The sequence below is a fragment of the Bifidobacterium leontopitheci genome (assembly GCF_009193355.1).
Classification (GTDB): domain Bacteria; phylum Actinomycetota; class Actinomycetes; order Actinomycetales; family Bifidobacteriaceae; genus Bifidobacterium; species Bifidobacterium leontopitheci.
The window spans coordinates 1-13,841 of the sequence record NZ_WBVT01000054.1 but is presented as its reverse complement, the minus strand read 5'-3'; the positions used below and the strand labels follow the sequence as shown (position 1 = coordinate 13,841).

The following is a 13,841-nucleotide window of genomic DNA, read 5'->3' as shown; positions in this document are numbered from 1 at the left end:
CGCCGGCCTGTGATGATGCGTGAGTGTCCATACACCATTGTCACCACGCACGACCGTCAACCATGCCCCAGGACATACCGTCAACCATCCGCTGACACATGCGTCAACTATCCGCTGAAGCTAAACACAGTCTGTACGAGTACGGTCCGTCGAAAAAACTCAACCAAACGTACCCGAAACGGGGTCCACGAGTACGGTCCGTCACAAAATCCTGACCGAACGTACTCTAACGGCGTGTACGAGTACGTTCCGTCGACATTTCCTAACCGAACGTACTCGAACGACCATGTACGGGTACGGTCGGTCATCGCGCGATGCGGCGGCGGCCGCAGCGCATATGACAAAGGGGCGGGCGCCGGGATACCCCCGGGGCCCACCCCCGCCAGTCACGGAACGGCCGGTTACTCAGCCGACCGGCCGAGCGTCACTTGGCGACGCCTGCGCGCTTGTCGACCGCGCGCATGACCGCCTTGTACAGCTCGGACGCCACGAGCACGACCGCCGCGAGTCCGATGCACTCGAACCAGGCGGTCACGCCGAGCGGCGTGGTGCCGAACGCCTCATTGAGGAACGGCACGTAGATGACCACAACCTGCAGCAGCACGGAGATGCCGATCGCACCCCACAGCCACTTGTTGCTGAACAGGCCAACGAACGCGGACTGGCGTGCGGAACGCGAGGCGAGCGCGTTGAACAGCTGCGCGAACACAAGGATGGTGAAGCCCATCGTGCGGGCCTCGGTCATCTGCGCATCGTGGCCGAGCGCATCCACCGAGCGGTCGGTGAACAGGCCGCCGGCCAGGTGCATGTCCATGCCGATCAGGGTGACCGCGGCCATGATGATGCCGATGAACGCGATGTCGATCCACATGTCCTTGTCGATCACACGGTCGGTGAGGCGACGCGGCTTGCGGGCCATCACGTCGTCGGTCTGCGGGTCGACGCCCATGGCGAGCGCCGGCGCGGCGTCGGTGAGCAGGTTAATCCACAGCAGCTGCGTGGCGAGCAGCGGCACGGTCACGCCCTGCGTACCCGGCTGGGTGATGCCCAGCACGCCGGCGAGCAGCACGCCGCCGAACACGGTGAACACCTCGCCCACGTTGGAGCTGAGCAGGTAGCGCAGGAACTTGCGGATGTTGTCGAAAATGACACGACCTTCGCGCACGGCGGCGACGATGGTGGAGAAGTTGTCGTCCGCGAGGATCATCTTCGCGGATTCCTTGGTCACCTCGGTGCCGGTGATGCCCATGGCCACGCCGATGTCGGCGGACTTGACGGCCGGGGCATCGTTGACGCCGTCGCCGGTCATGGCGGCGATGTTGCCCTGCCGCTGCAGCGACTCGACGATCTTGAGCTTGTGCTCGGGCGCGACTCGCGCGTACACGGACACTTCGCTGGTCGCCTTGTCGAACGCGGTGTCGCCCTGCGCGGCGAGCTCGTCGAGCTGGTCGCCGGTGAGCGCCTTGCCGCCCTTGTCGATGATGCCCAGGTCGGAGGCGATACGGGCGGCCGTCAGCGGGTGGTCGCCGGTGATCATGACCGTGCGGATGCCGGCGCGGTGCGCCTCGGCCACGGAGTCGCGGACCTCGGTGCGCGGCGGGTCGATGATGCCGACCATGCCGGCCCAGATGAGGTCGGATTCGATGACGTCACTCTGCTCGGCGATGTCGGTGACCTGTCCGGCCGCGTTCGCCTTGATGCCGGGGACGTCGGCGAGCGACGTCGTGCCGAGCGGACGGTACGCCTCGCCCAGCGTGCGGTACGCCTCGCCGGACAGCCGCTCGACGGTCGCGAGGATCGTCTGGCGGTCGCCTTCGGTGAGCGGACGGACCGCACCGCCCACGGCGATGCGCGTGCAGTAGCCGAGCAGCACGTCGGGCGCGCCCTTGGCGAACACGGTCAGGTTGCCGGCGTCGGCGTTGTCCTTGGCGACGATGGCCATGCGCTTGCGTTCCGAGGTGAACGGCACTTCGGCCACGCGCTCGAAGTTCGCGTACTTGCGGTCCGCGTGGACCTTGCGCGCGGCGACGATGAGCGAGACCTCGGTCGGGTCGCCGACCGCCTCCCACTTGCCGGCAGTGTCGGACTGCCGCAGGTCGCCGTCGTTCGCGAGCGTGCCCGCGCCGAGCGTCGCCATCACTTCGGCGGCGACGTCGGCCGGGACGGCGAGGTCGTCGCCGCCGGTCATGACCATGCGGCCTTCCGGCGCGTAGCCGGTGCCGGTGATCTGCACTTCGCCGGACGGGGTGACCACACGTTCGACGGTCATCTCGTTGCGGGTGAGCGTACCGGTCTTGTCGGAGCAGATCACGGACGCGGAGCCGAGCGTCTCGACGGAGCTGAGCTTCTTGACGATCGCGTTGTGCTTGGCCATGCGCTGCACACCGAGCGCGAGCACGACGGTCAGGATCGCGGCCAGGCCTTCCGGCACGGCGGCGACGGCCAGCGAGACGGCCAGCAGCAGCGAGTCGATGACGTCATGCACCGAGTGGAAGCCCTGCGTGAGGGCGAGCGCGGCGAGCACGACCACGGCGATGATGCACACGGCGAGGCCGAGGATCTTGGAGACGTGGGCCATCTCCTTCTGCAGCGGGGTGGCTTCGTCGTCGGTGGCGGCGAGCATGTCGGCGATCTTACCGACCTGCGTGTTCATGCCGGTTCCGGTGACGATCGCGCGGCCGGTGCCCTGCGTGACGGACGTGCCGTTGAAGATCATGTTCGCGCGGTCGCCGAGCGCCTTCGCAGACTCGAGCGTCTCCGGCTTCTTGCCGACCGGCACGGATTCGCCGGTCAGGCTGGCTTCGGCGATGCGCAGGCTTGCGGCGGCGAACAGGCGGCCGTCTGCGGAGACGGTGTCGCCTTCCGCGAGGACGACGATGTCGCCGGGGACCACGTCGGTGGTGTTGATGTGCACGACCTTGCCGTCGCGCAGCACGGCCGTCTGCGGCGCGGTCATCTGCGCGAGCGCGGCGACCGCCTGCTCGGCGCGGGCCTCCTGGATGTAGCCGAGGACGGCGTTGACGATGAGGATCAGGACGATGACGAGGGCGTCGAACGGCACCGGCTCGCCGGCTCCCGGCGTGTTGGCGCGTTCGATGAACCATGCGACCACCGAGATCGCGGTCGCCACAAGCAGCAGGTAGACGAGCGGGTCCTGGAACTGGGCCAGGAACTTCTTCCATTTCGGCACGGGCGGCGCGCTGGCCAGCTCGTTCGGGCCGAACTTCTCCAGACGGCGCTTCGCCTCGGCCGAGCTCAGGCCGGTCGTCGGGTCGACGTTCAGGGCCTTGGCCACATCGGCGGCGTCGGTCAGGCTGGGATCCGTGTCAAGCAGCGCCTGCTGGGCGCGCACTTCCTCTGATAGGGCGTCCTCTTGCGTTGCGGACGTCGTGGATTGATCTTTCTGGCGATCAACCATAGTAATCTCCTTGGTATAGCCGCGGAGTAGTCAGCGTCACGGCAGCCGACGACGAACCCCCTCAAGGACTCCCCTTCGACCTGCGCGAACGCTGCGCGGTTATGGGCACCGGCGCAACTGCTACCGATGCGTATGGGCCCATTATTCCACACCCGCCGTATCAAGGCCGTGAACGCGGTTCTTCACATGTCGCGCAAAACTTCGGCCGGGCGGAGGCGAGGTCGACGCCGCCTCTCCCCCTCATCACACACGTCTCATCTCGCACGCCTCACCACACACGTCTCGCCACCCGCCGCCCATCTCGCACGCACCCATCTCATCACCCGTCCCCCTTTTGTGTCACAGCGGGTAGGTACCCGCTGTGACACAAAAGGGGACGCAAGTAGGAGAGTACGAGGGGCTGACGTTCTAGCCCGGGTGGAAGTTGGTGCCAGTGACAAAGGGGGACGCAGGTAGGAGAGTACGGAGAGACGGCGTGAACGCTCGACGCGGCGGTGAGCGGCGACTCAGAACAGCAGGATGCCGCCGGTGTCGTAGACCTCGCCGCCGGCGAGCAGATACGCTTTCAGCCGACGCTGCAAGCCGGTGCGTTCCGGCAGGTCGGCCGTGGCGAGCACGTCCGCACCCCAGCCGAACACGCGCTCGACGATCATCGGATGGCTCGAGCGCACCGGGAACTTCACGTACCGGCGCATGAACCGGCAGATGTTGCTCTCGGCCGGACTGAACCGTTCGAGCGCCGGGTCAAGCAGCCAGCTTTCGCAGAACCCGGTCGCCGTGCCGCGGCCGATGCGCGCGAGCAGCGTGCGGGCGCGGACGATCGATTCGTCCACGAGTTCGGGGCTCAGCGGGCCTTCGGCGGGAATGTGCATGCTCGTCGTCGGCATGCCGGGCGCGAGAAGCAGGTCGTACGTGGGTTGCGCGGCAGGTGCAGCGGCTTGCGCGGACGGCACGGCTTGCGCAGGCGCGGGGCCGTCTGGTCGCACGCCGGATGCACGATGACCGCCGCCACGGACGTCGACGCGAATGGTCATCGGCTCACGGCGGATGACGCCGCTGCGGACGTCGACGGGATTGCCGGTCACCGTGACGACGCCGGTGGGCAGCGCGGCACTTTCGGCGGTCAACACGGCACTTTCGGCAGTCAGCACAGTGGTGAAGCCGGTGTCGTCACTGCGGCCGTTGGTGCCCTGCAGCCGGCCGTCGGCGCGGACGTGCAAGCCTGCGGCGGCGAGGATGACGACGTTATCGGGCCATGCGTCAGGCGACGCGGCGGTCTGCCCGGCGGGTGCGGCGTCTGGCTGCTCGTCAGACGGCGAACGTCCGCCGGATCTGCCTGCCGCGCCGGCAGTATCGCTTGAGCCGGCGACGCCGTCAGAGGCAGCGCGACGGAAGATATAGTACGGTTCCGCGAACGTGATCGATTCGTACTGCAGCCGGCCGACGCGCAGGATGTCGCCGGTGAACGACAGCAGGTTCCACTCCAGCTCCCAGATGCCCGGACGGCCGGTCTTCGTGCGGTAGACGTCGGCCCAAATCGCGAAGTCACGCAGCGTCGCCTCGATGACGTCATCCGGGACGCCCAGCGACTCCATATGCCGGACCGCCGCGGGTAGGCAGTCGATCATCACCGCGGCGAGAAGGGTGTCGGCATAGCTCGGGTCAGTGAGGTTATCCACCGAGTTATCCACTGTAGCGGCTGTGTTATCCACATGGTTATCCACAGTGCAATTGCCGACACTTCGGTTATCCACAGGGTTATCCACATAGGGGGCGAACACCGCGGCATGACTGCGCAACGCACGGCAGACCGCAGCGGCGGCAGGCACATCGCCGCGCCGGACGATCAGATCATGCAGCCTGGGCAGCGCCGCCGCGCCAACAGGGTCGGACCGCAGCCAGCGTAACGTGCGCACGGCCAGCGCATACAGCTCGCCGTCCATGTTGAGATACTGCCGGCAGGTCTCCTCGTCGGGGATGATGCCGTCCACGCCCGCGGCCCCGATACCCATCAAGCGTGCGACGGCACCGCCGCCGGTATCACGACCGCCCGCACCACTTCCGGCCGCACCGCCGCCGACCATCGCACACATCATCGTCATATCCAACCCCTTCACGGATGTTCATCCACGACCATCATCGTGGTTCACCCTCATGATACCGTCGTCACCCCGCACACCCGAGCAGCGTGACGGCCTACCCGTGCACAGTGACGCAAGACCCGAGCACGGTGACGCGGGCGCGCGGCGAAACCGCACCACCACACCGAAACGTCACACCGCAATGTCGAGCAGGTTGCGGGCGGCGGCGCGTTCGCGCATGCCGCGCGTCGCCCACAGGCCGAGCGCGACGAGCAGGAACATCACCGTGCACGCCACCCACAGCACGCGGCTGCCGAATCCGCCGATGATCCAGCCGCCGACCAGCGGCGCCGCGCCGTTCGACAGCGACCACACCAGGTTGTACAGCCCCTGATACGTGCCGCGCGCGTCCGCCGGCGACAGGCTCGCCACCGTGGTCGCGGCGATCGGGAACGTGCCCAGCTCGCCGAGCGTCCACAGCACCGCGGCGAGCGCGAAGCCGATCCACGTGCTCGCGCCGATCTGGAACGCATAGCCGACGGCCGTCATCAGCATGCCCAGCACAAGCACGCGGGTGTTGCTCATCCGGTTGAACACGGCGAGCGCCGGAATCTGCAGCAGGCACAGCAGGCCGCCGTTGATGGTCAGCAGCACCGAATACTGGTCGGAGCCCATGCCCAGCTGGGTGAGGGCGATCGGCAGGCCGCTGGTCAGCTGGAAGTAGGCGATGGTGTAGGCGAACATGAGCAGCACCATCGACATGAACGGCCAGTCGGCGAGCGCCCGGCGGTAGTTCGCCATCATCGAGACCGGGCGGACGGGCGGCGTCGCGGCGTCCGATGTCGCCGCGCCGTCCGGCGGTACTGCGGCGTCCGTCACGCCAGAAGTCACGGCAGTACCCGACGTCACGGCGGTGCCTGCAATCGCGACGGCGTCCGGCTTGGCGGCAACGTCCGGCGCGACGGACTCGCCTGCCGTGACCATCGCGCCAGCCGCGCGCCCGGCACCCGCGCCGCCGCTCCCCCGCAGCCGTCGCGCCTCATGGAAGAACGCGATCAGCATGGCCGTCGCCACCGCGAGGATGACCGCCTCCGCATAGAACATCAGCGTGTACGAGACCTTGACCAGCTGGTTGGCGATGATCGGGCCGATCGCGAAGCCGAAGTTCACCGCCCATGTCTGCAGCGTGTACGCGCGTTTCTGGGCGCGCGGTGGCACCACGTCGGCGATGTACGCGGCGATGGCGGGCGTGGGGATCGACGAGATCGCGCCGTAGACGAGCAGCATCGCGCCCATGGTCAGCGGGTCGCTGATGAACGAGAGGATCACGAGCATGGCCGCGGCGCCGATCTCGCCGCCGATGATCATCGCCTGACGGCCGAACCGGTCGGAGAGCGAGCCGCCGAACAGGCAGCCGAATATGCCGCCGAAACCGTACATGGAGACGATCGTCCCGGCCACGCCGGCGTCGACGTGCAGGTCCTTGACGAGGTACATCGACATGAACGAGATGACGAACCGGCCCATCCACAGGATCAGCAGGGCCAGCCACAGGCCCCAGAACAGCAGGGGGAGGCCGAAGATGTCACGCTGTTTTCTCACGAGGCAACTCTAGCGCTCAGGACGGCCACGACGACCTCGCACGACGGCCCGCGCAGGACGGCAGACCGGATTTTCCAGATGATACGGACCGTATTCCGTATTCTTAGGCACCCCGGCAAGGTAGGGCGTCACGGGGATATCGGAATCGCCGGGCCGCCGTCAGCCGGCATCATCAGGCCGCCGCCGGCCGCGCGGCCGTTTGGCGTGGGGGTCTGGGACAATGGCGGGTATGGTTACCAAGAAAGGACCGACCAAGGGGTCGGGAGGAAAGCATCGCAACGCGCTGCGCGGCAAGGGGCCGACGCCCAAGGCCGAGGATCGCGTGTATCACAAGGCGTACAAGATGAAGCAGGCGGCGAACCGCCGCAAGATGGCCGATCCGCGACTGGCCGCACGCCGTCGCGCCTCGAAGTTCACCACGGATTCCGATAATCTGGTCATCGGCCGCAACGCCGTGCTGGAGGCGCTGCGCGTGGGCGTGCCGAGCACGCAGCTATACATCGCCACCCGCATCGAGCATGACGACCGCACGCGCGAGATCGTGAAGCTGGCGGGCGCGCAGGGCCTGCACCTGCTGGAGGCGGACCGGCTCGAGATGGACCGCATCGCCCGCTCGTCGAACCATCAGGGCATCGTGCTCAAGGTGCAGCCGTACGAGTACGCGAGCCTGGCCGACCTGGCCGACATCGCCGACCGCAAGTCGAAGGCGATGGAGCAGGTGGATTCGCCGTCCGCGCGCATCAACGCCCGTCCGCTGTTCATCGCGCTGGATGGCGTCACCGACCCGCAGAACCTCGGCGCGGTGATTCGTTCGGCGGCGGCGTTCGGCGCGAACGGCATCATCCTGCCTGAGCGTCGTTCCGCGTCGGTGACGGCCGCCGCGTGGAAGGTGTCGGCCGGTGCGGCCGCGCACCTGCCGGTCGCGCGCGTGGTGAACCTGACGAAGGCGATCGAAAGCCTGCGCGAGCGCGGCTATTACGTGGTCGGCCTGGACGGCGGCGGCGACAAGCTGGTCGGCGAGACCGGTTTCGAGACCGATCCGCTGGTCGTGGTGCTCGGCTCGGAAGGCAAGGGCCTGAGCCGTCTCGTGCGCGAGGCGTGCGACGCGATCGCCGGCATTCCGATCACGTCGATGGTCGAGTCGCTGAACGCCTCCGTGGCGGCGGGCATCAGCCTGTACGCGGTGGCGCGGGCGCGTCGCGAGGCCGCGGCGGCCGCTGCGAAGTGACGGCCTGACTCACGGCGTTCGCACGGACCGACACATCGAAGGCGCATCCACGCGATCATGCGGGATGCGCCTTTTGCGTGACTACGTTCCCAAGTACCATGGAGCCTATGGAAATCAACGAATTGCCCCAGATGGACCCGCGTGCGCTGCAGGCCACGTCGGTTCAGGCCACGGACGAGGACGCCCACACCGTCGAGCCGCAGGCACTGCGCATCACCGCGGCGAGTTCCAACCCGAAGATGTTCACGCTGCCGTGGCATAAGCCGTTGGCCACCTGGCCGGAGGATCTGCTGGCGAACCTGCCGCGAGGCATCTCCCGGCATGTCGTGCGTTTCGTGCACGTAGGCGACGAGGTCTACGCGATGAAGGAGATCACCCGGCAGGTCGCCGAACGCGAGTACGAGCTGCTGCGCCGGCTGCAGAAGCTGGAACTGCCGACCGTCAAGCCGATCGCGGTGGTCACGGGACGGCATACGCGTGACGGCGAGCCGCTCGAGGCGATCCTCGTGACCAAGCATCTCAAGTTCTCGCTGCCGTACCGTGCGCTGTTCGCGCGCAACCTGCGGCCGGACACTGCGGAACGGCTCATCGACGCGCTCGCCGTGCTGATGGTCCGCCTGCACCTGGCCGGCTTCTACTGGGGTGACGTGTCGCTGTCGAACGTGCTGTTCCTGCGCGACGCCGACGCGTTCTCCGCGTTCCTGGTGGACGCCGAGACCGGCGACCTGCATATCTCGCTGACGGAAGGCCAGCGTGAGTACGATATCGACCTGGCGCGCACGAACATCATCGGCGAGCTCATGGATCTTGCGTCCGGCCGTCTGCTGCCGAGCGACGTGGACGAGATCGAGGTCGGCAACCGGCTGGTCGACCGTTATCACTCGCTGTGGAGCGCGCTGACCGACACCGACAAGTTCGGTCCGGACGAGATGTGGAAGATCGAGAAGCGCGTCAACAAGCTCAACGAGCTCGGCTTCGACGTGGACGAGCTGGAGATGAAGACCGCGGAGGACGGCAAGCGCGTGCTCGTGCGGCCGCGCGTGGTCGACGCCGGCTATGCGTCGCGCAAGCTGCTGCGGCTGACCGGCCTTGACGTGCAGGAGAACCAGGCGCGCCGCCTGCTCAACGACCTGGACGCCTACCGCGCGTCGACCTGGCGTGAGGGCGAGGAGCTGGAGATCGTGGCCACGGACTGGATGCGCGAGGTGTACGAGCCGACCGTGCGCATGATCCCGCGCGAGTACCGTTCGCAGATCGAGCCGGCGCAGTTCTTCCACGAGGTGCTCGACCATCGTTGGTTCCTCGCCGAGAAGGCCGGTCACGACGTGCCGATGGGCGAGGCCGTGGAAAGCTACATCCAGAACGTGCTGCCGAACTACAAGCTGGACGACAAGGCGGTGAACGAGCTCAACGCCGAGGCCGATTCCGGCGTGGTCGACGACGATTCCATGTACGGCGACGGCGGCTACAATCCGGACGACGATCCGGACGCGGCGGTCTGGAGTCACTGAGCGACCGGGCGGCCGGGCTGAGCGGCGTGAGTGGCCGCTGAGCCCGGCCACCCGCGTATAAGAAAAGCCCCGCAGCAATGCGGGGCTTTTCCAACGAGGCGCAAGAGAGGAAGAGAACAGCCTCGTTTAATGGTTGGCGCGACTCGGCGAACCGATTCACGCCAAGAATGCGTATCGGCCGGCTCCTATGGGAGCTGGTTGGCCGATCCTCTCGTGTGGGTTATCGGCCGGGCAATCAGGCCACTAGGCCAACCGGTCCGGAGCGGCCCGTTCGAGCCGCTCCGAATCCATTGGCTCAGTCGCTTGCTCAGTTGATGCGCAGCTCGGTCGACGGAGCGAACAGGTGCATCTTGGCCGGGTCGATCTTGATCTTGACGACGGCGCCGACCTTCGGAAGCGCACGCGGGTTCACACGAATCGTGGTGAGCTTGTTCTGGTCGGACATGACCTGGGAGGCCTCGGCGGCGGAGCCATCGGTGATGATGTTGCCGTAGATGAAGCCGTCGGAGCCCAGATCCTCGACGTTGACGACCTTCAGCGAGAAGGCGTTCGGGTCGTCCGGGGTGGCCAGGGAGGCATCCTCGGGACGGAAGCCGACGACGATCTTGCCGCCGTCCTCAGCGGTCAGCTTGTTGACGGCCTCGGCCGGCAGATCAACGGTGTCCTCGCCGATCTTCGCCTTGCCGTTGACCACCGGGTGGGTGTTCAGGTTCATCGACGGGGAGCCGATGAAGCCGGCGACGAAGACGTTGGCCGGACGGTCGTACAGCTCGGTCGGGGCACCGACCTGCTGCAGGACGCCGAGCTTGATGACGGCGATGCGGTCGCCCATCGTCAGAGCCTCGGTCTGGTCGTGGGTCACGTACAGGGTGGTGACGCCCAGCTGACGCTGCAGAGCAGCGATCTGGGTACGGGTCTGCACACGGAGCTTCGCGTCGAGGTTGGACAGCGGCTCATCCATGAGGAAGACCTTCGGCTCACGGACGATGGCGCGGCCCATGGCGACACGCTGACGCTGACCACCGGACAGAGCCTTCGGCTTGCGGTCGAGGTACTCGGTGAGGTCGAGGATCTCGGCGGCCTTCTCGACGCGCTTGCGGATCTCTTCCTTCGGGGTGCCGGCGATCTTCAGGGCGAAGCCCATGTTGTCGGCGACGGTCATGTGCGGGTACAGCGCGTAGTTCTGGAACACCATTGCGATGTCGCGGTCCTTCGGCTGCATGGTGGTGACGTCCTTGCCACCGATGAGGATACGGCCCTTGTTCACCTCTTCAAGGCCGGCCAGCATGCGCAGAGTCGTGGACTTGCCGCAGCCAGAAGGACCGACGAGGACCAGGAACTCGCCGTCCTTGATATCAAGATTCAGATCATCCACGGAGGGCTTGTCATTGCCCGGGTAGATACGCGTGACGTGGTCGAAAACGACTTCTGCCATGATTACTCATCCTTTCAGAGGCAGGTACGTGCCTCACGATCCGTTGTAAAGGGATTACGGTGCTACGACTCTTGGTTCCGGCAATGGCACCTCAAACCGCGGCGTTAACTTGTTCTTCGGTTCATTGAAGAATCTCTTCTGTGAGCCACGCACCACTATACACGTTGGGGGTACCACGTCAATGGCGCGTGCCGAAATCCGTCGGTAACACGGCGGCCCACGCCGTCGCGCGCGCCCGGCAAAACGTACACGAAATCCGCCGCCGGGTACGTTCCGTTGTCATTTCCCAACCGAACGTACTCGTAGACGACGTTCCCAGTACGTTCCGTCGAGCATTTCTGACGAAACGTACTGGTAGCGAACGTTCGAGTACGGTCGGTCAAGTTTTCTTGACGAAACGTACTCAAACAGGCCCATCCGAGTACGGTCGGTCGATTTTTCACGACCGAACGTACTCGTAGGGTGCCGCCCGAGTACGGTCGGTTGACTATTCCCCACCGAAACGTACCCGCACGCGGACGGCCGGCAAAACCGACGGTGAGTAAGATGAGGTGGTATGAGCGATGCGTTGAATTTGGAACCGGGGGCCCTGGTCGGCGGCTACACGCTGGTGTCGCGGCTCGGCTCCGGCGCGATGGGGTCGGTGTGGCGCGTGCGCGACGACGGCGGACAGGAATACGCGATGAAGATCCTGCGTGATTCGCTCTCCGACGACCGCCCCGGCGACGCGCAGGCCGAGCGCGACCAGCTGACCGCCCGCGAGCGCCTGCGCCGCGAGGCGATGGCGTTGCGCAAGGTGAACCATCCCGGTGTGTGCGGCATCGTGGACATGGAGCTTGACGATTCGCTCGCGTTCATCGTCACGGAGCTGATCGAGGGGCAGAACCTGCGCGAGGATGTGGCGACGAACGGCCCGTACGTGGCCGACGACCTGGAGCGGCTCGCCTCGAAGCTGATGGACGCCGTGCGCGCGGTCCATGCGGCCGGCATCGTGCACCGCGACATCAAGCCGACGAACGTGATGGTGTCGGCGACCGGACCGGTGCTGGTGGATTTCGGCATCGCGATGGGCGCGGGCGAAAGCCACGTGACCCGCACCGGCCTGGTGATGGGCACGCCCGGCTTCATCGCGCCGGAAATCATCGAGGGGACCGAGTCCGACGACATCACCGACTGGTGGTCGGTGGCGTCCGTGCTGGCGTTCGCGGCGACCGGCAAGCCGGTGTTCGGCACCAAGCCGATGATGGCGGTGCTGGAGCGTGAGGCGGCCGGCAACGCGAACCTTGCCGGACTGCCGGCGGGCACGATGACCGCGTTCCGTGCCGCGTTGAACCCGGACCGCACCCGCCGGTGCACGCCCGAACAGCTGCTGCACGCGATCACCGTGGATGCGTTCGACCCGCTCGCCTGGCCGCAGGCGCAGTCGGGCGGCGCGCTTGGCGTGGCTGGCGGAACGACCGCCGGTCACGACAGTCAGGATGTGATGCGCCCTTTTGACGCAACCGGCCTGTCGAATCCGCGTCTGCTGTGGCGGCCGGTGACGCAGGCCGATTCGTTCGTCCCCGCGACGGCCGCGGGTGCGGACGGTCTCGCGCGTACCGAGCCGATCGAGGCCGGACTGCCGGCGACGTCCGTCATGCCGGAAACGGCCCGCGGCGGCGCGACCGTGACGATGCCGCTGAACGAGACGACACCGCTGTCTGGCTCGCGTAATGACACGGCGGCGACGATGTCACTGACCGGCGGCCGTGCGGACGATGCGACGGCCGACGGCCTGTTCAGCGACGACGTGCCCAATGACGACTTTTCCAATGACGACGTACCCACGGTGGCCGATCCGACGTTGCGTCCCGCACTGCAGCGGCTGATCCGGCAACAGCCGTACGCGGGTGCGCCTGTGCCAGGAGTGGGTATGCCAGGAGTGTCAGGTGTGCCGGGATTCGGCGCGGCGGCCGGGGCGACGATTCCGCTGGGACCACCCCCAGTCGGCTCCGCCGACAGCCCCCGCCAGCAGGGGCAGGACTTCGGACATGACACGCATGGGAACATCCCTGCCGACGGCACTCGCCGGCGGGAGCGGGACGACATCGCACAAACGCGGCCCATGCAGCCGATGGACGGAAACGCCACCTCGGCGACGCTGCCGATGCCAGCGCGGAACGTACCCGATACGGTCCAATCCACGCAGGTCATCGACCAGACAGAACCCGAGCCGGTGCATGCGCCGGCGATCGTGCCGAAACGAGACACGCAATCGGACCGCACGGCAGCCATCGAGTCCGGCACACAACCGATGACCGCCGCGACGAGGACGATCTCCTCGACGGCGGCAATGCCGGACGTCGAGGACGGAACGGCACAGCTGGGACCACCCCCACACACCCCCGCCGACAGCCCCCGCCCGCGGGGGCGAGAGGACCTCCTCCCGGCCACGCGGCCCATGCCCTCCGTCGAAGGTCCGTTAGACTGGCGTTTCGCCAGTCCGCCCACCCCCGGCCAGCCGCTCATGTCACACGCTGCGGCCCCCCCCCCCCCTGCCCCCCCCCCCGCCACACCCCATACCGTC

7 protein-coding genes are annotated in these 13,841 nt (G+C 66.9%); 3 read left to right on the top strand and 4 right to left on the bottom strand.

Annotation, left to right across the window (positions count from 1 at the left end; translation table 11 throughout):
- Positions 1-424: 424 nt before the first annotated feature.
- From F7D09_RS10505 to F7D09_RS10495, 3 genes are all read right to left on the bottom strand, one after another.
- A complete protein-coding gene (locus F7D09_RS10505; RefSeq protein WP_152235438.1) occupies positions 425-3,418 on the bottom strand; it encodes a cation-translocating P-type ATPase in 2,994 nt (997 codons plus the stop codon).
- 506 nt (positions 3,419-3,924) lie between these two features.
- On the bottom strand, positions 3,925-5,520 hold the full coding sequence (locus F7D09_RS10500; protein WP_152235437.1) for an acyltransferase domain-containing protein: 1,596 nt from the start codon (positions 5,518-5,520) through the stop codon (positions 3,925-3,927).
- A 171-nt stretch (positions 5,521-5,691) separates the two neighbouring features.
- Positions 5,692-7,101 (bottom strand): MFS transporter, encoded by a 1,410-nt coding sequence (locus tag F7D09_RS10495; protein WP_152235436.1) that lies wholly within the window; start codon positions 7,099-7,101, stop codon positions 5,692-5,694.
- Between the two features lie 229 nt (positions 7,102-7,330).
- Between F7D09_RS10495 and rlmB the strand changes: the two genes are divergently transcribed.
- Together rlmB and F7D09_RS10485 are read left to right on the top strand one after the other, a co-directional pair.
- Complete coding sequence (rlmB, locus tag F7D09_RS10490) at positions 7,331-8,329, top strand: 23S rRNA (guanosine(2251)-2'-O)-methyltransferase RlmB (protein ID WP_152235435.1); 999 nt, start codon at positions 7,331-7,333, stop codon at positions 8,327-8,329.
- A gap of 107 nt (positions 8,330-8,436) precedes the next feature.
- The gene (locus F7D09_RS10485; protein WP_152235434.1) at positions 8,437-9,840 is read left to right on the top strand and encodes a DUF4032 domain-containing protein; all 1,404 of its coding nucleotides are present in this window, start codon (positions 8,437-8,439) and stop codon (positions 9,838-9,840) included.
- A gap of 307 nt (positions 9,841-10,147) precedes the next feature.
- Here the strand turns inward: F7D09_RS10485 and F7D09_RS10480 are convergent, their stop codons facing one another.
- Entirely contained in the window at positions 10,148-11,275 is a 1,128-nt protein-coding gene (locus tag F7D09_RS10480; protein WP_152235433.1) for an ABC transporter ATP-binding protein, read from the bottom strand.
- Positions 11,276-11,831: 556 nt separating this feature from the next.
- Here F7D09_RS10480 and F7D09_RS11565 point away from each other — a divergent pair.
- Positions 11,832-13,841: serine/threonine-protein kinase (locus F7D09_RS11565; protein WP_226836279.1), on the top strand; the 2,010-nt coding region annotated here is incomplete at its 3' end.

Excerpts from the sequence above, each read along its gene's own strand:
- F7D09_RS10480 (WP_152235433.1), bottom strand. The coding sequence starts at position 11,275 with ATGGCAGAAGTCGTTTTCGACCACGTCACGCGTATCTACCCGGGCAAT.
- F7D09_RS10505 (WP_152235438.1), bottom strand. The coding sequence starts at position 3,418 with ATGGTTGATCGCCAGAAAGATCAATCCACGACGTCCGCAACGCAAGAG.
- F7D09_RS10485 (WP_152235434.1), top strand. The coding sequence starts at position 8,437 with ATGGAAATCAACGAATTGCCCCAGATGGACCCGCGTGCGCTGCAGGCC.
- rlmB (WP_152235435.1), top strand. The coding sequence starts at position 7,331 with ATGGTTACCAAGAAAGGACCGACCAAGGGGTCGGGAGGAAAGCATCGC.
- F7D09_RS10500 (WP_152235437.1), bottom strand. The coding sequence starts at position 5,520 with ATGACGATGATGTGTGCGATGGTCGGCGGCGGTGCGGCCGGAAGTGGT.